The following is a 24,327-nucleotide window of genomic DNA, read 5'->3' as shown; positions in this document are numbered from 1 at the left end:
GCAACGCCATCTCACGGCGCTGATCTTGCGCAAACTACTAGCCTCCAGCGCAACTGCAGTGACGGGCACTCTCCTCACCATCCGCGAGCGTCTCCAGGGATTGCTTACAGCAGACACAACGGAAGACGATGGCAGCCAACTGGTCGAACAGCTCATTGCTGAGGACGACCTAGAGCAAGACTATTTGGAAGAGGAAGCCAGCGAGGCTGACGAAGCCGCCAAAGCTCCTACCCCCGCACCAGCGGAAAACAACCAGACGAGCGCTGCAAAAGACGCACATGCCATCCGTGCTGCCATCAGCGCCGAGATCGCCGAGCTGACTGCGTTCGTCGATGCCGCCCAGGCGCTGCAAACCGACACCAAGGCGCAGGCGCTACTGAAGGCGCTCACTTTGGGCTTCGGCAAGATGGCCGAACTAGGCGCACCGCGCAAAGCCATCATCTTCACGGAGTCCAAGCGCACGCAGGAGTACTTGCACCGTTTCCTCTCGGCAAACGGCCACGCGGACAAGCTGGTGCTATTTAGCGGCACCAACAATCATGAAGATTCCACCGCCATCTACCAACACTGGCTGGAAGAACACAAAGGCACGGATCGCGTCACCGGCTCGCCGCAAGTAGATCGTCGAACAGCGTTGATCGACCACTTCCGCAAGGATGACGGCAACGGCGCGGAAATCATGATCGCCACCGAAGCGGCTGCCGAAGGTGTCAACCTGCAGTTCTGCGCACTCATCATCAACTACGACCTGCCTTGGAACCCGCAGCGTGTCGAACAGCGCATTGGCCGCTGCCACCGCTACGGTCAGCGTTTCGACGTCGTGGTCATCAACTTCCTCAATACCCGAAACCAGGCCGACCAGCGCGTTCTGGAACTGCTCACCGAAAAGTTCAACTTGTTCTCCGGCGTGTTCGGTGCAAGCGATGAAGTGCTAGGCCGCATTGAAGGCGGCCTCGACTTCGAGAAGCGCATCCTCCAGATCTACGACACCTGTCGCCAGCCCGAGCAGATCGAAGCCGCCTTCAATGCCTTGCAAACGGAACTGGAAGAAGTCATCGCCGACCGTATCAAGGACACCCAATCCCAACTGCTGGAAAACTTCGATGAGGACGTTCACGACCGGCTCAAGCTGCGCCTTCAAGACGCCGAGGCACGGCTCGACAAGCTGGGACGTTGGTTCTGGGGTGTCACCTGCTTTGCATTGGAAGGCCGTGCGCGCTTCGATGAACAGTCCTATGCGTTCTCTTTGAACACGCCACCAACTGGCATCGCCACGGGCCGCTACCAGCTCATTCGTGGTGCGGCGCAGCCGGACATGCTGGCGCACGCCTATCGCCTCAGCCACCCGCTGGGCGAATGGAGCATTGATGCCAGCCTGAACGCGGCCACGCCCGTCGCCACCTTGAAACTCGATTATGGCAAACACGGCGCACGCGTTTCTGTCATCGAGAGACTGCGCGGCGTGTCCGGCTGGCTTACGCTGGCTCGACTGGAAGTCACCGCCTTCGAGACCACCGAGGCACTGCTGTTCTCCGGCCTCACTGACGATGGCCAGGCGCTGGATCAGGAAACCTGCGAAAAGCTGATGACCATTCCAGCAGTAGGCAGGCCTAGTCCTTTGAGCACCGCTGTGCCTGAGGCCCTGCTGGCCAACAGCCGGCGCGCACTCGAAGCTACTATTGCCCAGGTGCTGGAAGGCAACCAGCGCCTGTTCAATGAAGAACGCGACAAACTGGAACACTGGGCCGACGATAAGCTGCTAGCCGCAGAGGAAGCCCTGAAGGCCACCAAGGCGCGCATAGCCCAGTTGAAGCGCGACGCCCGCAAGGCCGCCACCTTGCAGGAGCAGGACGGCATCCAGCGCGAACTGTCAGAGTTGGAACGCAAGCAGCGCCGCCTGCGGCAGGAAATCTTCGTTGTCGAAGACGAGATCATCGCCAAGCGCGACGAGCTGATTGCCTCGCTCCAGCAGCGCCTGCAGGAAAAGACAAACCACGAGACCCTGTTCAGCGTGCGCTGGCAAGTGCTCTAACCCGATTCAAGTATCCGACACCAGGGCAAGTCATGACCAACACACAAAATCCCAAATTCCAGGAGCTTGTCGCCAAGCTGCGCGAGATCTTCCAAATTGATCGCCCAGAACTGGACTTTGGCATCTACCGCATTCTCAACGCCCGCGCGAGCGAGATCAACAACTACCTGGAAAACCGATTGGCCGAAAAAGTCCAGGCAGCCCTAAGCAGTGGTCATGAGTCGCAACGTGAACAAGTGATGCGTGAGCTCAAGGAAAAGGAAGCTCAGTATCAGGCGGATGGCATCAACCCGGATACCGTGCCCAAAGTGCTGGAGCTTCGGCAGAAACTGGCTCAGTACGGTGCCGGTGTCAATGAACACGAAAACACCGTGTTCTCGCACCTGCTCACCTTTTTCTCTCGCTATTACAGCGAAGGCGACTTCATCAGCCAGCGTCGCTACAAGGGCGACACCTACGCCATCCCCTACGCGGGCGAAGAGGTGATGCTGCACTGGGCCAATAAGGATCAGTACTACACCAAGAGCGGCGAGAACTTCAGCAACTACAGCTTCAAGCTTGAAGACGGCCGCACGGTGCATTTCCGCCTTGCCGCCGCCGACACCGCCAAGGACAACCGCAAGGACAACGACAAGGAACGTCGGTTTGCGCTAGTAGCGGCCAAGACCGTCACCCGTGTGGATGAAAACGGCGACGAGTACGAAGACGAACTGGTGCCCGTGGAGGAAGTATCGGGCAGTGACGGAAATCAGGATCTGATCATCCGCTTTGAGTACGCTGCCCAGCCCAAAGGCACCAAGCAGGAGGCGCTGGTTACCAGGGCCGTAGAGGCCGTGCTAGCGGACGTTGCCGTCAAGGCACGCTGGCTGGCTCTGGGTAACCGTGCGCCTACCGAAAAGAATCCGCAGCGAACCCTGCTGGAAAAGCACCTGAGCGACTACACCACCAAGAATACGGCTGACTACTTCATCCACAAGGATCTGGGTGGTTTCCTCCGGCGCGAGCTGGACTTCTACATCAAAAACGAAGTCATGCATCTGGACGACGTGCAGAACGCGGGCGCGTTTGCAGATATCGAGAAGAACCTGCGCATGATCCAGTGCCTACGCAGCATTGCGCTGGAGTTAATTGCCTTCCTCGCACAGCTGGAGGATTTTCAGAAAAAGCTCTGGCTGAAAAAGAAATTCGTCGTCTCCAGCCACTACTGCATCACCCTGGATCGGGTGCCGGAGGCACTGTGGCCGGAAGTGGTGGCGAACGAGCAGCAATGGGAACGGTGGAAACAACTGGGCGTTTGGGATGGCGACGCGCCGGGGACGGTGGAGGACTTGAAAGCTGCGCCGTATCGGATGTTGGATACGAGTCTGTTCTCGGCTGACTTCAGAGCCAGCTTACTGAAGCATCTAGCCGACATAGACGCGACGCTAAATGGCATTCTCATACATGGCGACAACTTTCAAGGGCTTGGAACGCTCCAATCGAAGTATCTTGGCAGTGTTGACTGCATCTACATTGACCCGCCATACAACACAGACGCAAGCGCCATTTCCTATAAGAACGGCTACAAGTCTTCCAGCTGGGCATCGCTTATGGACAGTCGGATTTCTCGATCAAGGAATCTGCTGACAAAGGACGGCGTATTGGTTGCTGCGATTGATGATGCACAACAACGCGAATTGAGCTTTCTAATGTCAAATATCTTTGACGGCCGGATTCTCGGAACTGTCACGGTGCGTTCAAACCCATCCGGACGTCCTACACAAAGCGGCTACGCTGTCTCCCATGAATACCTAATTTTTGCTGGCGCAACTTCAGAATCAGTTATTGGCAGACTGCCACCGACGACCGAGCAAATGGCTAGATTCAATCAACGCGATGAGGATGGGGTATTCGAATGGCGGAATTTGAGGCGCGAGGGATCTAACTCAGATCGATCCGCACGCCGCGCACTCTATTACCCAATTTATATCTACGGAGAGAGAATCCGGGTCCCTGAAATGTCGTGGGATGAGGTTAACGAGTTATGGGTGGATATTGAGCCTCCCAAGGATGGCGAGCAGGTGGTCTTTCCTAACAACGACGACGGCGTCGAGAAGACGTGGCGCTGGGAAGGAAAGACTGTCACGAATTCTCTGAAATCGTTGGCAGTTAGAAAAGATCGATCCGGACAGGATTATATCTACTACAAGAGACGTCCTAATGAGGACGGAGTTGTATCAGTATCGTCGTGGTTTGATGCAAAACATTCTTCAACAGAGCACGGTACTGCACTTTTGAAGCATCTGTTTGGTGGAAGCGCGTTCTCTTACCCGAAGTCGATTCACGCCGTTGTTGACGCCATTTATATCGCTGGCGCGTCCAAAAATGATGCACTGGTACTTGATTATTTCGGCGGATCCGGAACAACGGCACACGCCACCATCACTTTGAATCGCAGGGATGGGGGTAAGCGGCAGTACCTACTTGTTGAGCAGGGTGAGTATTTCGATACTGTGCTCAAGCCACGCTTGCAGAAGGTCGTATTCTCTGCCGAATGGGCAAACGGAAAGCCGACTGCACCGGACACCGGTATCTCCCACTGCTTCAAAGTCCTCAAGCTTGAAAGTTACGAAGACGCCCTGAACAACCTGCAATTGCGCCGCACTGCCGCGCAGGGCGATCTGTTGAACACCCTGCCGCAGCAAGCCAAGGACGACTACCTACTCAACTACGTGCTGGACGTGGAGAGCCGTGGCTCACTGCTGTCGGTGGAAGACTTCAAGAAGCCTTTCGACTACACCCTCAACGTGGCTGTGGATTCGGCGGGAGCGTTCGAGCCGCGCAAGATCGATCTGGTCGAGACATTCAATTTCCTGATCGGCCTGCGAGTCAAGCACATCGACGCCAAGCCACAGCGCGGCTTTGTCACCGTCACCGGCACGCTGCCCGGCGGTGAAAGCTGCCTCGTGTTGTGGCGCGACTGCGATATGCTGGACTACGAAGGTGTAGGCAAGCTCTGCGACAAGCTGGCCATCAACCCGGCGGACAACGAGTTCGACGTGGTCTACATCAACGGCGACCACAACATCCCCACCGTGCTGACGCAGGCCGCCGAGGAAGGCGGTGCCACTCGCGTGCTCAAGCTGCGGCAGATCGAGCCGGAGTTCCTGGAACGCATGTTCTCGGTGGAGGATGTCTGATGGCACGAGCTGCAAAAACCACAAGGAGTGCGGCTGCCAAGAAGCGCAGCTTTCATCAGGAGTTGGTTCTGAACCGCTGGGTATTGGGCTTCTTTGAGGGCGGCACGCTGGCGGCGCTCAAGATGCGCCTGGGCGATGACCGTTTCGAGGGCATCGACGAGGACGGCCAGACCAAGTTCTTCCACGAACTGATCCGGGGTTTGTTCGATCCCAACAAGGTGCCCGAGGCCGATCTGCGGCGCTACGACTTGAACATCGTCGCCCACTGGCAGGCCATCACGGCCCAGCGCAACAAGCTGGAAGGCCATGAACTGCAGATGAAGTACTTCCAGTACCTATCGCTGCTGTTTACCGAGTTGTATCTGGACTGGTACTTCAATCACCGTCAGGACTTGCTCGATGGCCTGAACGAGGAAATGACGCGCTACCGTACCGAGATAGGCGCGGAACCCTTCCGCGATTTCGACGCGGACGACCTGAACAAGATCGCCTTCTGGAATGCCACCGGCAGCGGCAAAACCCTGCTGCTGCACGTCAATATTCACCAGTACCTGCACTATTTTCAACAAGGCGTAGCCGGTGTGTACCCGGACAAGATCATTCTGCTCACGCCCAACGAAGGCTTGAGCCGTCAGCATCTGCAAGAGTTGGAGTTATCGGGCTTTGAGCTCTCGCAATTCTTCAACAAAACCCAGTCACCGGCACGCGGTACCATCGAGATCATCGACATCAACAAGCTGGGCGATGAGATGGGCGACAAGACCGTCGCCGTCGATGCTTTCGAGGGCAACAACCTGGTGCTGGTGGACGAAGGCCACCGGGGTACGGGCACAGCAGCGGGCGCGTGGATGGCACGGCGCGAAGCACTGGTGCGAGGTGGGTTTGCCTTTGAGTACTCGGCCACCTTCGGGCAGGCAGTGGCAAAGGGTATGACCGTGGCGGCAGCGGAAGAAGACATCCAGAAAAAGCGCGCCAAAATGCTGTTCAACACCAGTAGCCTGCGTAGTCTGGACGACGGACAGAAAGCACAACTTGCACTGACTGCCGAGGACAAGTGTCGCGCGCGCACCACCGCTACCCGCGAGATTTACGCCAAATGCATCCTGTTCGACTACTCGTACAAATTCTTCTATGACGATGGCTACGGTAAAGAGTCGCTAATCCTCAACATGAGCGGTGAGGCCTACGAACAGGCCGACAACGCCCGCAAATACTTCACCGCCTGCTTGCTCTCCTACTACCAGCAGTTATGGCTATGGAACACGCACCATGAAAAGTTGACGGACTTCAATATTGAAAAGCCGCTGTGGGTATTTGTTGGTAATAAGGTTTCAGGTGAAGAATCGGACATTCTGGAGGTAGTGAGCTTCCTCGCTGACTTCCTGAACAGCGACACGCAGATCAAGACCTGGCTGGCCGACCTGATTGCTGACAAGGCACAGATTCTGGACGCCAAAGGCAACAATATTTTCAGCGGTCGATTCACGCCCTTAATGGGCTTTAGCGACCACGTAGATGATCTGTACGCTGACATTCTGCGGCGTGTGTTCAATGCCTCGGCCCGTCAGCGCCTGAAGCTGGTCAACATCAAAGGCAGCAAGGGCGAGCTGGCATTGCGTGTGGGCAATGCTGATCCGTTTGGCCTCATTAACATCGGTGACGACTCGGGCTTTTACGGGATGGCAGAGGGCGTGAAGACCTTTGACAGCGAACGCGACGACTTCGGCGGTGCGCTGTTCAGCACACTAAACAACAAAGATAGCCGCCTCAACGTGCTGATCGGCTCACGCAAATTCACGGAAGGCTGGAGCAGCTGGCGCGTGTCCACGATGGGTCTGCTGAATATGGGTCAGGGTGAAGGCTCTCAGATCATCCAGTTATTTGGACGCGGGGTGCGCCTCAAGGGCAAAGGCTTCTCACTCAAGCGCACCTTGCCGCAGGACAGACCCAAGGGCGTGCATCTGAACAAGCTGGAGGCGCTGAACATCTTTGGTGTGCGCGCCAGCTACATGGCTGCGTTCAAAGATTACCTACGCGAGGAAGGCATCACGCCAAGTGACGAAGTACTGGAGCTGGACTTTCCGACACGGGCCAACCTACCCAAGGGCAAGTTGAAGACCTTGGCATTGAAGGACGGCTACAAGGACAACCAGAAACTCGGGTTCAAGCGCACGCACTTCCCGTGGCTCTATGAAATCCCCACGCAGTTCCAAGGCAAGATCAAGCTCCCTCATGTGGTGCTTGATCTATACCCTCGCGTTGAAGCACTATCCAGCAAAAATACCGGGGCGCAACATGTGCATCCCTTGGCAGAAGCACGGAATAAGGGCAAGCTGAACCCCGCCCTATTCTCGGCCTTCAACTGGGACCGTATCTATCTAGCCTTGCAGGATTACAAGCTGCAACGCAGTTGGAGTAATCTGCGGCTAGACATGCAGAAGCTGTTCGACTTCTGCGCCGGAGATCAGGCTTGGTATACGCTGTTCATTCCTGCATCCGAGCTGAACGTAACGACCTTCGCCGACATTCACAAGCAAGAAGACATCCTGCTAAGATTATTGACGGACTATACCGACCGTTTCTACAAGGCATTGAAGACCGGGTACGAGGGCCAGTTCTACGACATTACCCACGTCGACGAAGACCACGGGTCAATGCTCAAACTGTACCAGTTCGAGATTGAGAATAATGATGACGGCCTGGCATACCAAAAAAAGCTGGAGACCCTGAAAAAACTGGTCTCGGACAGCAAAATTGGCGAGGCAAGCCAATGGTATGCACCGCACATGGTGGCCATCAGCTTCGACCGGCACTTGTTCTATCCTCTGTTTGGCTTCGAGCAAGATAGCGACAAGGATCTGGTGCCACTCAAGCTGCGTCCACTGGGATTGAGTGCCCCCAGCGAAGTGACGTTTGTTCGCGATTTGGAGGCGTTCTATCGGTCTGCAGGTGGGCGCGAGGCTATCGGCCAGCGCAGTCTGTACCTGTTGCGCAATGCTGCTAGCGCGGACAAAGGTTTGGGCTTTGCATTGGCGGGCAACTTCTACCCGGATTTCTTGCTGTGGCTGGTGGACGATACCAGCGGCAAACAGTGGCTCACCTTTGTCGATCCGAAGGGGTTGCGCAACCTCGACCTGTCACACCCGAAACTGGGGCTGTACAAGGAAGTCAAAACCCTGGAAACAACGCTGGCTGGACAGGCCAAGGCGGGTGAGCCTCCACTAATCCTGAACGCCTTTATTCTGTCGCCTACGAGGTTTTCCGACCTACTCAACGTGGGCGACCCAGCCAAAAAAGCCGAGCTGGAAAACCGTAATGTGTTGTTCATGGAAGATGGCCCAAATAGCTATCTGTCGAAGCTTTTCAGCGCACTGACATAAGCATCTGACGCTAGGAGCCATGCCCTCCGTGGAATACCTGCTTGATCTCCCCATCCAGCAGATGAGAATCAATAGCTCCTAGCCCTCACCTCGCAATTCCGGCCAAATCTGCCACCAGTCATCCGGGCGCAACTGTTTCCGGGTGACCCCTCCCCCCGTCAATTCTTCGATCTCCACGCAGCGGATGATCGGCACCGGTCGCGTACCGGCTGCCCAGCCGCTGACGACCTGCACCGGCAGGCCAAGCTTCTGGGCGAGTGGTGTCATCCCGCCCATCAAGGTACAGGCGTGACGTACAGGTTGAAAGTCAGGCATATATGTTCATAACCCTGGCATGAACATGGATTCTATTAGATAAATCAGCTATTTGGATGTGACGGAAGGTAGTGTGTTTGTGCAGTTTTTCTGCATGAAGTTCAGCCTGAATCGCCCGGAATGTAACGTCATGTCAAATTAACAGCATCGAGGCATGAAACGGCCTGAACCTTACTGAAACAAACTTGCCCCGCCCGCCTCTAGGGAGTGAGGCAATTTTAGCGATCCCGGCACGGTCACAGGGAAAAACAATTTGCGTCTTGGTTGTATCCCTCTAGTGTTCGGGATCAGCTACGCTCAACGCTCTTTCAGTAAACCATTGAATTATTTATAAAAATGATCGCCTTTGAAGACTATTGACATTGCTAATCAATTTGATGAAAATGCCCCTATCTGCTCATCCCAGACCAGCTCTTTAAAAAGCAACAACCGATAAATACTGCGCCCTGCCCGACATTCGGCATGCGATTGCGCAGCAACCTGTAACGCATCGGGGTTGAAGCAAAACCGACGAAATCCGCAACCAGCCGCCTGTCCCTCGCGTGGGGCGCGATGGCTGCAGGTCGCGGGGACTCCCCCAGCGGAAGCGCCCGGAGCGCCCACAACAGGCGCCCAACATCCAGGATGGCGACGTAATCCCATGATGACGGCGGGAAAGACCGCAGTCTCTGGCACCCAGCCGTACCGCTCTACGCGGATCGGCGGCTGGCCCTGCCAAACGCTCACACTCCACATTTGGAGCCACTATTTTCACCGGCCATCCGAAGAGGATCGACTTATGACAGTAGCAAGCACTCCCATTTCCCATCCTCCCCACCGCGCCGCAACACGGGCGCTGCTCTACCGCATCAACGTGGCAGAGGCCAAGCTGGGGGTTTCTCGCTCTACGATCTACCGACTGGTCCATAACGGCGAACTGGAGCTGGTCAAAATCGGCAAGCGATCCAGCGGCATCACGGCCACCAGCCTGCACGCCATGATCGAGCGAAACAAGATGCCCTGCTGATACCATAGTCGTATTCACGCAACACAAAGAAAAGACGCCCACCAGGTCCAAATTGGGTAGCCAGGTGGGTAGCTAGACCGAAAATTCAATGTGTGGTGATGTGATAATTATTTGATTATTAACGGAATTTAAAATCGAATGAAACTCGCCACCTGGAACGTCAACTCCCTGAACGTCCGCCTGCCGCATATCCTGGAATGGCTGCAAACCAACCCGGTCGACGCCCTGTGCCTGCAGGAACTGAAGCTGCCGGACGAAAAATTCCCGCACGAGGCCCTGCTGGCGGCCGGCTACCACGCCTGCTGGGCGGGCCAAAAAACCTACAACGGCGTGGCCATCCTGAGCAAGGCGCCCCCACAGGACATGCAGCGCAACATCCCGGGCTACGAGGATGCGCAACAGCGGATCATCGCCGCCACCCTGCCCGGTGCGGACGGACGCTCCGTGCGTGTCATCAGCGCCTATTGCCCCAACGGACAGGCCGTGGACAGCGACAAGTACGCCTACAAGCTGGACTGGTTCCAGGCGCTGCGCAGCTGGCTGAACGACGAAATCGCCCGCCACCCCGACCTGGCCATCCTCGGCGACTACAACGTGGCCCCGACTGACGAGGACGTGCACGACCCCGAAGCCTGGGCCGGCGGCATCCTCGTCTCCGATCCCGAGCGCCAGGCCTTCCGCGATCTGCTTGGTCTGGGCCTGCAGGACACATTCCGACTGTTCGACCAGCCAGCGCGCGTCTTCAGCTGGTGGGATTACCGCCGGATGGGCTTTCGCCGCAACGCCGGTCTGCGCATCGATCACATCCTGGCCACACAAGCCCTGGCGGCGCGCTGCCGCGAATGTCTCGTGGACAAGACGCCGCGCGGTTGGGACAAGCCCTCGGACCACGCCCCTGTCGTGGCGGAATTCGACGCAGCCTGACGACAAACCCGCCGGACAAAGCGTCTATAATCCAGGGCTCGTCCTACTTTCCCCTTGCTCATGCCGCTCGACAGCCGATTGATTTCTCATCTGGACCGGGGGCTGGTCCTGGACATCACCCTCGAGGATCTGCCGTTCCGGGTCTATGTGGCCCAGCGCGCCGCCGACATCGAGCAGGTGGCCGACCTGGTTCCCGCCGAGCAGTTCCAGGGGGACGGCGACGTCCATGTCGCCGCGATCCACGACGGAGACGACGCCTCCGAGCAGATCCAGGACGTGCTGTTCAACCTGAATCCGGGCGATGCCATCGTCTTTTTGTGCACAGGCGCCCAGGCCTATGCAGAAACCTTGGCCGAACTGGGCCAGCCCGACCTGTCCGCCTCGGCCGAACGCTGAAACCCATCCGATATGAAGCAGTCTTCCGGCAATATTTTCATGGTGATCGCTCCAAGCGGAGCGGGCAAGTCCAGTCTGGTCAACGCCTTGCTGGATCAGGACGCCAGCCTGGCCCTGTCCATTTCCTGCACCACCCGCGACCCGCGTCCGGGCGAGCGCGACCAGGAACACTACCGTTTCGTGTCCGTGGAGACTTTCCAGGCGCTGCGCGACCGCGGCGACATGCTCGAATGGGCGGAGGTCCACGGCAATTTCTATGGCACACCCCGCGACCGGGTCGAACAGGCCTTGAGCGGCGGCACGGACATCATTCTGGAAATCGACTGGCAAGGCGCCCAGCAAGTGCGCCGCCACTATCCCCAGGCAATCGGTATCTTCATCCTGCCGCCCTCGATCGAGGCGCTCGAAGCCCGTCTGCAAAAACGCGGCCAGGATGCGCCCCAGGTCATTGCCCGCCGACTGCTCGCCGCCGGCGGAGAAATGGCACATGCCTCGGATTGCGAATATGTTATTATTAATCAAGAATTTAGCCTTGCATTAGAGCAGCTCCGGCAAGTCGTCGGCGCGGCCCGTCTGCGCTATCCGGCGCAATCCGTCCGTCATGCCGAACTGTTCACTCAGCTGGGTATCCGCAAACCACTGTCAACCGATTCCTGAACCAGGACACATATGGCCCGCATCACCGTAGAAGACTGCCTCGAACAAGTTCCCAATCGTTTCGATCTGACCCTGGTCGCGACCTACCGCGCCCGCGAGCTGGCCCAGGGACACGAGGCCCGCATCCAGAGCCACAACAAACCCACGGTCACCGCGCTGCGCGAGATCGCCCAAGGCCAGGTGGGCACCGAGATGCTGCGCAAAGTACCTACCTGATTCCCGGGGCGGGCCATGGCGTTTTCGGGTTTACGCGGCGCGTCCTCCGGACTGCTCGCCGTCCTGCGCAAAGGCCCCCGCTTGCGGCGACGCAAGCCGCATGTTACGCCCGCCGCCCACACCGACGCATCGCCCAGTCCGATCGCCTCGCTGACCGGACTCAACCAGATCGTCTCCGGCTATCTCGGACCCCGCGACATCGAGCGCATCCGGGAGGCCTACCGCTTTGCCGACAACGCCCATCTCGGGCAGTTCCGCGCCAGCGGCGAGCCGTACATCCATCACCCGATCGCCGTCACGGAGATCTGCGCCGGCTGGAAACTCGACGCCGATTCCCTGATGGCCGCCCTGCTGCATGACGTGATCGAGGATCAGAACGTCAGCAAACAGGAGCTGGCCGAGCAATTCGGCGCCGAGGTGGCCGAGATCGTCGACGGCCTGACCAAACTCGAACGCCTGGAATACGCCACCAAGGCCGAGCAGCAGGCGGAATCCTTCCGCAAGATGCTGCTGGCCATGGCGCGCGACGTCCGGGTGATCCTGATCAAGCTCGCCGACCGGCTGCACAACATGCGCACGCTGGATGCCGTCAGCCCCGAAAAACGCCGCCGCGTGGCGCGCGAGACGCTCGACATCTACACTCCGATCGCGCACCGGCTGGGCCTGAACGCGCTGTTTCGTGAACTGCAGGACCGCTGCTTCAAGGCCATCTACCCGAACCGCTATGACGTCTTGCACAAGGCCATGCTGGCCGCGCGCGGCAACCGCCGGGAGGTCATCTCCAGGATCGCCGAGGCGGTGCGTGCCGCGCTGCCCGCCGCGGGCCTGGACGCCCAGGTCAACGGCCGGGAAAAATCGCTCTACGGCATCTACAAAAAAATGGTCCAGCAGAAAAAGTCGTTTTCCGACGTGCTGGACATCTACGGCTTTCGCATCATCGTCCACACGCTGCCGGAATGCTATCTCGCCCTGGGGACACTGCACCAGCTCTACCGCCCCGTGCCCGGCAAGTTCAAGGACTATATCGCCATCCCCAAGATCAACGGCTACCAGTCCCTGCACACGACGCTGATCGGCCCCTACGGCACGCCGGTGGAGTTTCAGTTCCGTACCCACGACATGGATCATGTCGCCGAAGAAGGCGTGGCCTCCCACTGGCTCTACAAGGAACAGGGCACCTCGCTCAACGATCTGCAAAAACGCACCCACCAGTGGCTGCAATCGCTGCTGGACATCCAGAGCCAGACCGGGGATTCGGGCGAATTCCTGGAGCACGTCAAGGTCGATCTGTTCCCCGACGCGGTCTACGTGTTCACCCCGCAGGGCAAGATCCTGTCGCTGCCTCGGGGCGCCACCTCGGTGGATTTTGCCTACGCGATCCACACGGATGTCGGCAACCATGCCGTGGCCTGCAAGATCAACGGCGAATTCTCGCCGCTGCGCACGGAGCTGCACAGCGGCGACTCCGTGGAGATCGTCACGTCCACCACCTCGCGCCCTAGCGCGCAATGGCTGAACTACGTGCGCACGGGCCGCGCGCGCTCGGAAATCCGCCACTACCTGCGCAATGAACGCTACGAGGAGTCAGTGGCGTTCGGACGGCGGCTGCTGAACCAGGCCTTCGATCAGCTTTCCATCCCCTACCCCAAGGACGACGACCCGCAATGGGAGCGGCTGGCCAAGGGCTCGGGCGGCGCGTCGCGCACGGAGATTCTGGCCGACATCGGCCTGGGCAAACGCCTGGCGGCGGTCGTGGCGCGTCGCTTCGCGCCCGAGAACGACATGCTCGAGACCACAGCGATGGCCGTGGACGAATACACATCCGCCAACAGCGCGCCGATCGTGATCCATGGCAACGAGGGCCAGGCTGTCCAGCTCGCGCCGTGCTGCGGCCCGCTGCCCGGCGACGTGATCATCGGCGGCATCCGCCTGGGTCACGGACTGGTGGTGCACATGGCCGATTGCCCGGTCGCCAAGCGCCAGCAGGCGCGTGAGCCCGAGCGCTGGATCCCCGTGGTCTGGGACACCACCACTGCCCGGCATCTGAGCACGCGCCTGGAACTGACCGTCCTGAACGAACGCGGCGTCCTGGGACGCCTGGCGGCGGAGATCACCGAAGCCGACTCCAACATCATCCAGCTCACCATGCCCGACGAGGTCGCCTCCACCGCCTTGCTCAACATCATGGTTCAAGTCGACAGCCGCAAGCACCTGGCTCAGGTCATCCGCGCCATCCGGCACGTCCCCCAGGTCCAGAAAATCGTGCGGGCCAAGCGATAAAACACAAAGGCCCCGGAAAACCGGGGCCTCGGACATCGCGCAACCGGGTCATCGGAGGCCCGGTCAGCCGACGGATCAATTCGGACTCACATCCCCCTGCTCGATCAGCTTGCGGCCCTCGTCCGTGACCTTGACGCCCAGTTGCTGGCGCAGCTCGACCAGCACGGCCTCACGTTCCACACCGCCCCAGAGACGGGCCATCTGCTGGCCCAGACCCGCGAGCGCCGGCGCGCTGGTCGTCCCGGGCTGGATCTTTTCGACCTGAATGATGACGTAGCCGCTCGGCGTCAGCGTGACGCCGCTGAAAGCCGGCAGCGTCTTGTCCGCCTTGATCGAGAATGCGGTCTCCAGCACCTCATCGGACAGGTCCGCGGGATTCAGCCGGCTGGCCGTGACCGGATTTTCGAAGCCCTCGGTCGAAGGCTGGGCCTGCAATCCGGCGAGCACCTTCTCGCCCTCGGCCACGGCGGCCGCCAGCGCGCGCTCACCAACCAGCCGCTTGCGGATCTGATCGCGAACCTGATCCAGCGTCATCACATGCGCCGGCGTCATGTCGCGCACCCGCACCACGACCATGGTGTCGGGCGAGATCTCGATGACCCCGGAGTTCTGCTTGTCCGTCAGCACCTGTGTACTGAACAGGGCCTGACGCACACGCACATCGCCCAGGATCGCTGCATCTTCAGAGGCGGAAGCGGCGTCTTTGCCCGCCTCGTCGGCCGTCAGCAGGCGGTCGCGCGCGATGCCGCCGGCCTGGCGGATGCTGAGCCCCAGGTCCTTGGCGGCCGGATCCAGGCTGGACGGATTGTCATAGACCAGGCTGGTGAGCTTGGTGGCCATGTCGGCGTAACTCTCGGCGGCCAGCTGGCGGCGCACCTCGTCTTCGACCTTGGTGCGAGCCTGCTCGAAGGACTCGCCCTGCTCGGGCTGAACCTGATCGGCCATGAAAACATGATAGCCATCCGGCCCCTTGACCGGATCGGAGATCTCGCCTTGCTTGAGCGCGAACACCGCCTGCTCCATGTCCAGCGGCAGCGTCCCGCGCTGAATCCAGCCCAGACGGCCGCCATCGTGCGCCGTGCCCGCATCCTGGGATTCCTTGCGGGCCAGGTCGGCAAAATCGGCGGGCTCGGTGCGGGCGCGGGAGGCGATGCCCTGGGCCTTGGTCAGCGCGGTCTTGGCGACATCGTCAGAGGCGCCAGCCGGCAGCTTGACCAGAATATGGCTGACGCTGACGCGCGCCGGCACCACATAGCGCGACTTGTTCTGCTCGTAGTAGTCCTTGAGCTGGGCTTCTTCGAGGGTCGGCACGCTGGCCCGCGCGGCCGCCTCGTCGAGCACCAGATAGTCGGCAGCGACCTGATCGGGCAGGCGCAATTCGTCCTGATGGCCGCCGTACCAGGCTTGAATGTCCTGATCGGGCACCTGGATGCCCTGGATGTAATCCTCGGCCTTGAAGACCCGCCGACGGACAGTGCGTTCCTCGGTGAGCGCGCGCTTGAGGCCGTCGAGCACCGGCAGCGGCAGCCCGGCCGTGTCGCGTACCGGATCCAGCACGCGGCCCAGCGCCAGTTCGGCGCGCTGACTGGCCTCGAAATCGCGCGGCGTCATGCCATAGGATGCCAGGACCTCATGGTAACGATCGGGAGAAAATTGGCCATCGACCTGAAGCTGAGGCATCGCGGCGATGGCGCGGCGCAGGGCGCCGTCGGACACGCTGAAGCGGTTCTGCGTCGCCACGGCGATCTGCAACTTGCGATCGACGAGCTGGTCCAGCAACGCCTGGCGCGCCTGGGGATTGTCCAGCAACGCCGGATCGAAACGCCCCTGACTGCTTTCCTGCATCTGCTGCAACTGGTTGCGCTGAGCCTGGACGAACTCGTTGCGGCTGACCGAGGCCTTGCCGATCTCGACCACGGCCGGATCGGCCGTGACGAAGGAATAGCCACTGATCCCGAGGAACACGAAGGACGGCACTACGAGAATCAGGAGGATCAACTGCATCAGGCGCTGATGCGTGCGAATGAAATCGAACATGAACGGCTCACCTGCTGGAGACTGACGGCCCCAGGGCCGCGCACACGAAATGTTTCGCAGTTTACCACCGTGGCCGGCGCAGTCGCCAAGACCGTGCCTGGTGAAGGCGGCCCCGGCTGGCTAAAATGCGGGTTGATTCCTTCCTGCGACCCTGCCCCATGCCCTCCTCTCCTCCCGTCTGGCCCTGGCCGGCCTTCATCGCGCACCGCGGCGGCGGCCGCCTGGCCCCCGAAAACACCCTGGCAGCGATGCGCACGGGCGCGGCCGCCGGATTCGGCATGGTGGAATTCGACGTCAAGCTCAGCCGTGACGGCATGCCTTTCCTGCTGCATGACGATACCGTGGACAGGACCTCCGACGGCCATGGCCTGGCCAGCGCGCTGGACTGGCTCGCGCTGGGGCACATGGATTTCGGCAGCTGGCACGGCCCGGATTTTTCCGGGGAGCCGGTCCCGTCCCTCTACGCCGTGGCCCGCTGCACCCGCGCGCGCGGCATGCATTGCAATATCGAGATCAAGCCGACCACGGGACACGATGCCGAGACCGGCGCGGCCGTGGCCCGTGAGGCCGCGCGTTTGTGGGCGGGCGCCGACCTGCCGCCGCTGCTGTCGTCGTTCTCCGAAGCCGCGCTGGAGGCTGCCCGCGCTGCCGCCCCCGATCTGCCCCGCACCCTGCTCATCGAGGGCCAGGTCCCGGCCGACTGGCGGAACCGCCAGCAGGGCCTGGGCTGCATCGGCCTGAACATCGACACGGCCTATGCCGACCAGGCCACGGTGCGCGACATCCTGGACCAGGGCGCCGCGCTGGCCATCTGGACGGTCAACGACCCTGACCGCGCCCGCACCCTGTTCGACTGGGGCTGCCACGCGGTCTTTACCGATGCGCTGCACAGCGTCCGGGCGGATGCGCCCGGCCTGGCCCGATAATCCGCCGGGCCGTCATGTTCAGCTATCGCCATGCCTTTCACGCCGGCAATCACGCCGACGTCCTGAAACATGCCATCCTGGTCCAGATCCTGGACTATTTCAATCGCAAGGAAGCCCCCTACTGGGTGATCGACACGCATGCCGGCGCCGGGCTGTACGCACTGGATGGCGAATGGGCCGGTCAGAGCGGCGAAGTCGTCGACGGGCTGGACCGGCTGCTGGGCGCTCCCCAACCGCCCGAGCTGGTGACGCGCTACCTGCGCGCCATCCAGGACTTCAATCCAGACGGCGTCGCCAACCGCTACCCCGGATCGCCCGCATTGACCCTGCACGCCCTGCGCGCGCATGACAAGCTGCGGCTGTTCGAACTGCATCCGACCGAAATCGAGGTCCTCCAGGATACGCTGCGGCAACTGGGCAGCGCGCGCCGTCAGGTGGCCATCGCCCGCGAGGACGGTTTTGGCGGCCTCAGACGCCTGCTGCCGCCACCGACCCGGCGCGGTCTGGTCCTGATCGATCCGTCCTATGAGGACAAGCAGGACTACCGGCACACCCTGCACGCGGTGCGCGATGGCCTGGAACGCTTCGCGTCCGGCTGCTTCGCGATCTGGTATCCCCTGGTGCAACGGGTCCAGGCGCACGAAATGGCCCGCGCGCTGGAGCGGCTGCCGGTGCAATGGCTGCATGCCACCCTGACGGTGCACAAGCCCTCCACCGATGGATTGGGGCTGCACGGCAGCGGCATGTTCATCATCAATCCGCCCTGGACACTGCACCAGGAATTGCGCAGCGCCATGCCCTGGCTGACCGCCACGCTGGCCCAGGACGACCATGCGCGGCATACCCTCACCACCAGCGCGTCGCCCGGCGCCAGTCCTGTCGCGTCACCGGAATCGCCCGCCCCCCAGGCCCAGGCCCGGTCATCGCGGCCGGCCAGGGACCGTGCGCAGCCTCAAAATCGTTCGCCGTCCCGCAAATAGCGCCACTGGCCCACCGGCAGGTCGCCCAGCACGACGCGCCCCATGCGCACGCGCTTCAGGCCGACGACTTTCAGACCGACCAGATCGCACATGCGGCGGATCTGCCGCTTGCGGCCTTCGCGCAGGGTGAAGTGCAACTGGTCCTCGTTCTGCCATTGCACCCGGGCCGGCCGCAGCGCCTGGCCGTCCAGCGACAGGCCATGATTCAGCAACGCCAGCCCGTTGGCCGACAAACGTCCCTCGACCCGGACCAGGTATTCCTTTTCGATCGAGGAGTCATCGCCGATGAGCTGGCGGGCGACACGCCCGTCCTGGGTCAGCACCAGCAGTCCCTGGGAATCGATGTCCAGCCGTCCGGCGGGCGCCAGCCCGCGCAGATGCGCGGGGTCGAACGCCGGGCTCTGCCCCGGCCGGTACTGGGTCCGCGCCTGAATCAGGGATGCGGCCAGACGATAGCCCTTGTCGGACTGATGCGACACGTAGCCCACCGGCTTGTTCAGGATGATCGTGACCTTGTCGGTCTGACGGCGCGCGGCCTGCCGTTCAAGCGTGATGCGGGCGCTGGGCAACGCCTTGGTGCCCAGCTCGCTCACGATCCGGCCATCCACGCGCACCCAGCCGCGTTCGATGTAGGCATCGGCTTCGCGCCGCGAGCACAGGCCGCGCTGGGCCATGAGTTTTGAGATTCGGACCGGTTCCATGATGCTGCGCATTGTATCGAATCCTCCGGCCGGACTCCCGGCCGACGCCAGAATGCCGCCGGAAAAGCCCCGGGCATCGCGCAAGCCGGTCTGAGCATCCGGGCCATGCTATCGTGAGGCCCCTGATCGCCCGCCCATCATGACGCCCGATACCGCATTCTCCCGCCCCTGGCACAGTACGCCGCCCCCCGGAAAGGACAGGGTGAAGCAGGCCTGGCTGCAACGGCCTGGCGCCCTGACCGCCGGATTGAGGCGTCTGGGCGAGGTGCGGCTGACGGTGCGCCGTGAATCGGCCGAGGCGCTGACCCGGGGCTGGGCCGCCGAGGCCGGACTGCCGGCGGGCACCCCGGTCTGGTGGCGCGAGATTCTGATGACCATCGACGGGGTGCCTGCGGTTCAGGCATGCAGCTTCACGCCCTTGCCCGCCAGCCGGGGCGTCTGGAAGGCCATGCGCGGCCTGGGACTGCGGCCCCTGGCCGACATCCTGTACCAGGATCCGCGCATCACCCGCAGCGGATTTTGCTTTGGCCGCCTGCGGGCGCGACGCGGCAACCAGACCTGGGTGGGCGTGGACGCGGGCCAGACGATCCTGGCCCGGCATTCGGTGTTCATGCGCCTGGGCCAGCCTTTGCTGGTGGCAGAGTATTTTTTGCCGGCCTTCTGGGCGATCGCCAGGCGGCCGTTCGCCTGATTACAGCGCCTCGACGCCGCTTTCCCCGGTGCGGATGCGCACCGCCTGTTCCACCGGCGTCACAAAGATCTTGCCATCGCCGATCTTGCCTGTGCGCGCGGCGCGGATGATGGCCTCGATCACCCCCTCGGCCTGATCGGCCGCCACCACCACATCGACACGGATCTTGGGCAGGAAATCCACCACGTATTCCGCCCCGCGATACAGTTCGGTATGGCCCTTCTGGCGGCCAAACCCCTTGACCTCGGTGACGGTCAGGCCGTTGACGCCCAGCTCGGACAAAGCCTCGCGCACCTCATCGAGCTTGAAGGGTTTGACGATCGCCGTGATCTGCTTCATGTCGGACTGCGCCATGGTGTCTGGTTTCCGCTGAAAAAATTCTAATATAGCGCAGACGGCGCCGGACCTCCCGAACGGCACGTGCGTCCGGCCCCGCCCGTCCAGGGCCGGACACACCCTCCTTTATAATGCGCCCACTATGTCAAATACCTCGTCCGCACACAATCAGTTCGACAACAAGTCGCAGGCCTGGTCGGCCCGCTTTTCCGAACCCGTCTCCGATCTGGTCAAGCGCTATACAGCCTCGGTCGACTTCGATCAGCGCATGGCCGCCTTCGATATCCAGGGCTCGCTGGCCCACGCTGACATGCTGGCCGCCGTGGGGGTGATCAGCGCGGCCGATCTGGCCGACATCCAGCGCGGCATGGCGCAGATCCTGGAAGAAATCCACGCTGGCAGCTTCATCTGGTCGCTGGACCTGGAAGACGTGCACCTGAACATCGAAAAACGCCTGGTCGAGCTGATCGGCGACGCGGGCAAGCGCCTGCACACGGGCCGTTCACGCAACGACCAGGTCGCCACCGACATCCGCCTGTGGCTGCGGCACGAAATCGACCTGGCCATCGATCTGCTGGGGCAATTGCGCAACCGGCTGGCCGCGCTGGCCCTCGAACACGCCGACACCATCCTGCCGGGCTTCACGCACCTGCAGGTGGCCCAGCCGGTCACCTTCGGCCATCACCTGCTGGCCTACGCGGAAATGTTCGGCCGCGACGCCGAGCGCCTGACCGACTGCCGCCGCCGCACCAACCGCCTGCCCCTGGGCGCCGCCGCGCTGGCGGGCACATCCTACCCCATCGACCGCGAACGCGTCGCCCGCACCCTGAACTTCGACGAGGTCTGCCGCAATTCCCTGGACGCCGTCTCGGACCGCGATTTCGCCATCGAATTCTGCGCGGCGGCCGCGCTCATCATGACGCATGTCTCGCGCCTGTCGGAGGAACTCGTCCTGTGGATGAGCCCGCGCGTGGGCTTCATCGAACTGGCCGACCGGTTCTGCACCGGCAGCTCGATCATGCCGCAGAAAAAGAACCCCGACGTCCCTGAGCTCGCGCGCGGCAAGACCGGTCGCGTGCACGGCCATCTGGTCGCCCTGCTGACCCTGATGAAGGGCCAGCCCCTGGCCTACAACAAGGACAACCAGGAAGACAAGGAAGGCCTGTTCGACACCGCCGACACCATCCGCGACACGCTGACGATCTTCGCCGACATGATCGGCGGCATCTGCGTCAAGGCCGACGCCATGCGCGCCGCCGCCCTGCAGGGCTACGCCACGGCCACCGACCTGGCCGATTACCTGGTCAAGCGCGGCGTGCCCTTCCGCGACGCCCACGAGACCGTGGCGCTGGCGGTGCGTTCCTGCGAAGAACGCGGCTGCGACCTGGCCGACCTGTCCCTGGACGAGCTGCGCGGCTTCCACACCGACATCCAGGATGATGTGTTCCAGGTGCTGACCCTGGAAGGCTCGGTCGCCGCCCGCAAACACATCGGCGGCACCGCGCCCGAACGTGTGCGCATCGAGGCGCAGCGGGTGCTGGATGAGTCCGGACACAGGCCAGTCCCCGCGGACTGATCCGTGCCTGACGAATCCGAGCCGCCTGAAAACGGTGAAGGAGGATCTGGACCGCTCAGGCGTGAACACACCGGGCGCAGGCCCGGGCGCCATGCGAAAACGCTGGAGTGATGTCCGGCGTTTTCGCATCCCAATCCGCGCGGAATACGCTTACGAAGCGCTGACCCCGCCCATCGTGCCAACCGGCTTTTGCGTACGCGCCAACACCAGGGTCAGGATGGCCGACAACACCAGCAAGCCAGCCACGAAATGGAGTCCCCCGGCAAAGCTGCCCGTCTGATCCTTGATCCAGCCGATCATGGCCGGGCCGAAGAAGCCGCCCAGATTGCCAATGGAATTGATGGTGGCGATCCCGGTGGCCGCCGCGCTACCCGACAAGAACAGCGTCGGCATGCTCCAGAGCGGCGGCTTGGCGCAACTGATCCCGATATTCACCAGTGTCAGGGCCGCGATCAGGCCGACGATGCTGTTGGAGGCGGCCGCGATCCACAGCCCCACGGCCGCGGCAATACACGCCAGCACGACATGCCAAGTGCGCTCGTTCATTCGATCGGAATGGCGCGACCACAGCACCATGGCGACCACCGACACAATGGGCGGAATGGCGTTCAGCACGCCAACCGTCATGGACGACACACCCAACTGCTTGATGATCTGCGGTGCCCAGATGCCCAGGGTGTACAAACCCGCCGACGTGCCGAAATAAATCAGCGCCAGGGCCAGCACACGCGGATTGGCCAGGCCGCTCAGCACGCCGTGCCTGGCCCCCTTGCCCACACGAGCGGCTTCCTGCTCCATGGCTCCGACCAGCCAGGCGCGCTCGTCGTCCTTCAACCATTTCGCCTGCGCGGGCCGATCCGTCATGTAGAAGAAAACGACGACGCCCAGGATCAAGGCCGGGATGGCTTCCAGGATGAACAGCCACTGCCACCCCGTCAGGCCCATGATGCCGTGCATTTCCAGCAGCGCGGCGGAGATCGGCGAGCCGAGCGCCGTGGACAGCGGCGCCGCCGCCATGAACAGCGCTGTCACCCCGGCCCGGTGGCGCGCCGGAAACCAGTAGCTCAGGTACAGAATGATGCCGGGAAAGAAACCCGCCTCGGCCGCGCCGAGCAGAAAACGCATTACATAGAAACTGGTCGGCCCTTCGACAAAGGCCATGGCGCCCGAAATAATGCCCCAGGTGACCATGACGCGCGCGATCCACAACCGCGCGCCGAGCTTGTGCAGCACGATGTTCGACGGCACCTCGAACAGAAAGTAGCCCCAGAAGAAGATGCCTGCCGCAAAACCGAAGACCGAGGCACTCAACCCCAGATCGGCCTTCATGGTCAGCGCCGCAAAACCCAGATTCACCCGGTCAATGTAGGCGACGAAATACAGCAGCATGATGAAAGGCACGATGCGCCAGCTAATCCGGCGCAACGTGCGCTTCTCGATATCCTCGACATCCTTGATGTTCTTGTCCATTGCATTGTCTCCACGCTGATTGCTGGGCGGGCCCCTTCAGGGGCTCTACGGACGACGGCGTATCGCACGTCGCCCGCCAGTTCTGTCTCAGGCCGCTGCCAGGGCCTCGCCGACCGATGCGCAAACGGCCTCGGTCACCCGCACGGTCGTGGCCTGACCGCCCAGGTCCCGCGTATGCAATGCGGGATCAGCCGTCACGGCCTCGATGGCGCGCATCACGCCGGCAGCAGCCTGCGTTTCGCCCAGATGCTCAAGCAGCATCACGACCGACCAGAAGGTGCCGACCGGATTGGCGAGCCCCTTGCCCATGATGTCGAACGCAGAACCGTGGATCGGCTCGAACATGGAGGGATAACGGCGCTCGGGATCGATGTTGCCCGTGGGCGCAATGCCCAGGCTGCCTGCCAGCGCGGCCGCCAGGTCGCTGAGGATGTCGGCGTGCAGATTGGTGGCCACGATGGTGTCCAGCGATGCAGGACGGTTGACCATGCGCGCGGTCGCCGCATCGACCAGTTCCCTGTCCCAAGTCACATCCGGGAATTCCTGCGCGACTTCACGGGCGATCTGATCCCACATCACCATGGCGTGGCGCTGCGCATTGCTCTTGGTGATCACCGTCAACAGCTTGCGCGGCCGGGACTGCGCCAGGCGAAAGGCGAAGCGCATGATGCGCTCAACGCCGGCTCGCGTCAGAACGGACACGTCGGTGGCCGTCTCCAAGGGATGGCCCTGATGCACGCGGCCACCGACACCCGAGTATTCGCCTTCGGAGTTTTCCCGCACGATGACCCAGTCCAGATCCCGCGGCGCACAGTGCTTCAGCGGCGCGTCGATGCCCGGCAGAATGCGCGTCGGGCGGACGTTGGCGTACTGATCCAGTCCTTGGCAGATCTTCAGCCGCAAGCCCCACAGGGTGATGTGGTCGGGCACGTCAGGATCACCAGCCGAACCGAACAGGATCGCGTCCTGGTCACGAATCGCATCCAGTCCATCCTCCGGCATCATCACGCCATGCTGCCGATAGTAATCAGCCCCCCAGTCGAAGTCCTGAAACTCGAATTTGAACCGCGTGCCGGCGGCGGCAACGGCCTCCAGTACCTGACGCCCTGCGGGAATCACTTCTTTGCCGATGCCGTCTCCGGGAATGGTGGCAATGCGATAGGTTTTCATGGTCTCCGCCCAATGGAAATTGAAAGTGTTGGAACACTTTAATCATGTTTATTTC

General features: G+C 61.6%; 19 protein-coding genes. 13 read left to right on the top strand and 6 right to left on the bottom strand.

Translation table 11 applies throughout. The features are described from left to right. The 3 genes from ACK5JE_RS10030 to ACK5JE_RS10020 all read left to right on the top strand — a co-directional run. Positions 1 to 2,032: helicase-related protein (locus ACK5JE_RS10030; protein WP_416801566.1), on the top strand; the 2,032-nt coding region annotated here is incomplete at its 5' end. A gap of 32 nt (positions 2,033 to 2,064) precedes the next feature. Then, positions 2,065 to 5,211 carry a site-specific DNA-methyltransferase gene (locus ACK5JE_RS10025; protein ID WP_416801565.1) on the top strand — a complete coding sequence of 1,049 codons (3,147 nt, stop codon included), beginning with the start codon at positions 2,065 to 2,067 and terminating at the stop codon, positions 5,209 to 5,211. After that, a complete protein-coding gene (locus ACK5JE_RS10020; RefSeq protein WP_416801564.1) occupies positions 5,211 to 8,591 on the top strand; it encodes a DEAD/DEAH box helicase family protein in 3,381 nt (1,126 codons plus the stop codon). Before ACK5JE_RS10025 ends, ACK5JE_RS10020 begins: the two co-directional genes overlap by 1 nt. A 78-nt stretch (positions 8,592 to 8,669) precedes the next feature. Here ACK5JE_RS10020 and ACK5JE_RS10015 read toward each other — a convergent pair whose 3' ends face one another. Further along, positions 8,670 to 8,906 (bottom strand): transcriptional regulator, encoded by a 237-nt coding sequence (locus ACK5JE_RS10015; protein WP_343819930.1) that lies wholly within the window; start codon positions 8,904 to 8,906, stop codon positions 8,670 to 8,672. A 778-nt stretch (positions 8,907 to 9,684) separates the two neighbouring features. On the opposite strand from ACK5JE_RS10015, the gene ACK5JE_RS10010 reads away from it, so the two are divergent. From ACK5JE_RS10010 to ACK5JE_RS09985, 6 genes are all read left to right on the top strand, one after another. Continuing rightward, positions 9,685 to 9,912: a helix-turn-helix transcriptional regulator gene (locus ACK5JE_RS10010; RefSeq protein ID WP_368649185.1), complete on the top strand. Its 228-nt coding sequence runs from the start codon at positions 9,685 to 9,687 to the stop codon at positions 9,910 to 9,912. A gap of 138 nt (positions 9,913 to 10,050) precedes the next feature. Beyond that, a complete protein-coding gene (xth, locus tag ACK5JE_RS10005; RefSeq protein ID WP_416801563.1) occupies positions 10,051 to 10,836 on the top strand; it encodes an exodeoxyribonuclease III in 786 nt (261 codons plus the stop codon). A 78-nt stretch (positions 10,837 to 10,914) separates the two neighbouring features. Next, positions 10,915 to 11,232 (top strand): hypothetical protein, encoded by a 318-nt coding sequence (locus tag ACK5JE_RS10000; RefSeq protein WP_416801562.1) that lies wholly within the window; start codon positions 10,915 to 10,917, stop codon positions 11,230 to 11,232. A gap of 12 nt (positions 11,233 to 11,244) precedes the next feature. Beyond that, the gene (gene gmk / locus ACK5JE_RS09995) at positions 11,245 to 11,889 is read left to right on the top strand and encodes a guanylate kinase (protein ID WP_416801561.1); all 645 of its coding nucleotides are present in this window, start codon (positions 11,245 to 11,247) and stop codon (positions 11,887 to 11,889) included. A gap of 12 nt (positions 11,890 to 11,901) precedes the next feature. Then, entirely contained in the window at positions 11,902 to 12,105 is a 204-nt protein-coding gene (rpoZ, locus tag ACK5JE_RS09990) for a DNA-directed RNA polymerase subunit omega (protein WP_376813999.1), read from the top strand. A 15-nt stretch (positions 12,106 to 12,120) separates the two neighbouring features. Further along, complete coding sequence (locus ACK5JE_RS09985; protein ID WP_416801560.1) at positions 12,121 to 14,385, top strand: RelA/SpoT family protein; 2,265 nt, start codon at positions 12,121 to 12,123, stop codon at positions 14,383 to 14,385. 75 nt (positions 14,386 to 14,460) lie between these two features. Here the strand turns inward: ACK5JE_RS09985 and ACK5JE_RS09980 are convergent, their stop codons facing one another. Beyond that, entirely contained in the window at positions 14,461 to 16,422 is a 1,962-nt protein-coding gene (locus ACK5JE_RS09980; protein WP_416801559.1) for a SurA N-terminal domain-containing protein, read from the bottom strand. Between the two features lie 158 nt (positions 16,423 to 16,580). Here ACK5JE_RS09980 and ugpQ point away from each other — a divergent pair, with 158 nt between their 5' ends. Then, positions 16,581 to 17,348, top strand: a complete 768-nt coding sequence (gene ugpQ / locus ACK5JE_RS09975; RefSeq protein ID WP_416801558.1) for a glycerophosphodiester phosphodiesterase — start codon at positions 16,581 to 16,583, stop codon at positions 17,346 to 17,348. A gap of 14 nt (positions 17,349 to 17,362) precedes the next feature. Then, positions 17,363 to 18,328: a 23S rRNA (adenine(2030)-N(6))-methyltransferase RlmJ gene (locus ACK5JE_RS09970; protein WP_416801557.1), complete on the top strand. Its 966-nt coding sequence runs from the start codon at positions 17,363 to 17,365 to the stop codon at positions 18,326 to 18,328. On the opposite strand, the gene ACK5JE_RS09965 is transcribed toward ACK5JE_RS09970, so the two are convergent. Next, positions 18,301 to 19,029, bottom strand: a complete 729-nt coding sequence (locus ACK5JE_RS09965) for a pseudouridine synthase (RefSeq protein ID WP_416801569.1) — start codon at positions 19,027 to 19,029, stop codon at positions 18,301 to 18,303. The two genes, ACK5JE_RS09970 and ACK5JE_RS09965, sit on opposite strands and share 28 nt — an antisense overlap. Before the next feature lie 139 nt (positions 19,030 to 19,168). On the opposite strand from ACK5JE_RS09965, the gene ACK5JE_RS09960 reads away from it, so the two are divergent. After that, positions 19,169 to 19,720, top strand: coding sequence for a chorismate--pyruvate lyase family protein (locus ACK5JE_RS09960; RefSeq protein WP_416801556.1), 552 nt, complete (start codon positions 19,169 to 19,171; stop codon positions 19,718 to 19,720). Here ACK5JE_RS09960 and ACK5JE_RS09955 read toward each other — a convergent pair whose 3' ends face one another. Continuing rightward, positions 19,721 to 20,059 (bottom strand): P-II family nitrogen regulator, encoded by a 339-nt coding sequence (locus ACK5JE_RS09955; protein WP_416801568.1) that lies wholly within the window; start codon positions 20,057 to 20,059, stop codon positions 19,721 to 19,723. It lies immediately after the preceding gene. Between the two features lie 139 nt (positions 20,060 to 20,198). Here ACK5JE_RS09955 and argH point away from each other — a divergent pair, with 139 nt between their 5' ends. Beyond that, positions 20,199 to 21,632, top strand: coding sequence for an argininosuccinate lyase (gene argH / locus ACK5JE_RS09950; RefSeq protein ID WP_416801555.1), 1,434 nt, complete (start codon positions 20,199 to 20,201; stop codon positions 21,630 to 21,632). A gap of 150 nt (positions 21,633 to 21,782) precedes the next feature. Here argH and ACK5JE_RS09945 read toward each other — a convergent pair whose 3' ends face one another. After that, positions 21,783 to 23,102: an MFS transporter gene (locus tag ACK5JE_RS09945; RefSeq protein ID WP_416801554.1), complete on the bottom strand. Its 1,320-nt coding sequence runs from the start codon at positions 23,100 to 23,102 to the stop codon at positions 21,783 to 21,785. An 87-nt stretch (positions 23,103 to 23,189) separates the two neighbouring features. Next, positions 23,190 to 24,272 carry a tartrate dehydrogenase gene (locus ACK5JE_RS09940; RefSeq protein ID WP_416801553.1) on the bottom strand — a complete coding sequence of 361 codons (1,083 nt, stop codon included), beginning with the start codon at positions 24,270 to 24,272 and terminating at the stop codon, positions 23,190 to 23,192. Positions 24,273 to 24,327: the final 55 nt, after the last annotated feature.

This window comes from Castellaniella sp. (assembly GCF_047971665.1).
Classification (GTDB): Bacteria; Pseudomonadota; Gammaproteobacteria; order Burkholderiales; family Burkholderiaceae_B; genus Castellaniella.
The sequence above is the reverse complement of the archived record's forward strand: the minus strand, read 5'-3'. Positions and strand labels throughout refer to the sequence as shown.

Bases quoted from the DNA above. Each gene is read 5' to 3' on its own strand.
- ACK5JE_RS10025 (WP_416801565.1), top strand. From the start codon at position 2,065: ATGACCAACACACAAAATCCCAAATTCCAGGAGCTTGTCGCCAAGCTG.
- ugpQ (WP_416801558.1), top strand. From the start codon at position 16,581: ATGCCCTCCTCTCCTCCCGTCTGGCCCTGGCCGGCCTTCATCGCGCAC.
- ACK5JE_RS09970 (WP_416801557.1), top strand. From the start codon at position 17,363: ATGTTCAGCTATCGCCATGCCTTTCACGCCGGCAATCACGCCGACGTC.
- ACK5JE_RS09980 (WP_416801559.1), bottom strand. From the start codon at position 16,422: ATGTTCGATTTCATTCGCACGCATCAGCGCCTGATGCAGTTGATCCTC.
- ACK5JE_RS09945 (WP_416801554.1), bottom strand. From the start codon at position 23,102: ATGGACAAGAACATCAAGGATGTCGAGGATATCGAGAAGCGCACGTTG.
- gmk (WP_416801561.1), top strand. From the start codon at position 11,245: ATGAAGCAGTCTTCCGGCAATATTTTCATGGTGATCGCTCCAAGCGGA.
- xth (WP_416801563.1), top strand. From the start codon at position 10,051: ATGAAACTCGCCACCTGGAACGTCAACTCCCTGAACGTCCGCCTGCCG.
- ACK5JE_RS09955 (WP_416801568.1), bottom strand. From the start codon at position 20,059: ATGAAGCAGATCACGGCGATCGTCAAACCCTTCAAGCTCGATGAGGTG.
- ACK5JE_RS10020 (WP_416801564.1), top strand. From the start codon at position 5,211: ATGGCACGAGCTGCAAAAACCACAAGGAGTGCGGCTGCCAAGAAGCGC.
- argH (WP_416801555.1), top strand. From the start codon at position 20,199: ATGTCAAATACCTCGTCCGCACACAATCAGTTCGACAACAAGTCGCAG.
- ACK5JE_RS09960 (WP_416801556.1), top strand. From the start codon at position 19,169: ATGACGCCCGATACCGCATTCTCCCGCCCCTGGCACAGTACGCCGCCC.
- ACK5JE_RS09940 (WP_416801553.1), bottom strand. From the start codon at position 24,272: ATGAAAACCTATCGCATTGCCACCATTCCCGGAGACGGCATCGGCAAA.
- rpoZ (WP_376813999.1), top strand. From the start codon at position 11,902: ATGGCCCGCATCACCGTAGAAGACTGCCTCGAACAAGTTCCCAATCGT.
- ACK5JE_RS09965 (WP_416801569.1), bottom strand. From the start codon at position 19,029: ATGGAACCGGTCCGAATCTCAAAACTCATGGCCCAGCGCGGCCTGTGC.
- ACK5JE_RS09985 (WP_416801560.1), top strand. From the start codon at position 12,121: ATGGCGTTTTCGGGTTTACGCGGCGCGTCCTCCGGACTGCTCGCCGTC.
- ACK5JE_RS10015 (WP_343819930.1), bottom strand. From the start codon at position 8,906: ATGCCTGACTTTCAACCTGTACGTCACGCCTGTACCTTGATGGGCGGG.
- ACK5JE_RS10010 (WP_368649185.1), top strand. From the start codon at position 9,685: ATGACAGTAGCAAGCACTCCCATTTCCCATCCTCCCCACCGCGCCGCA.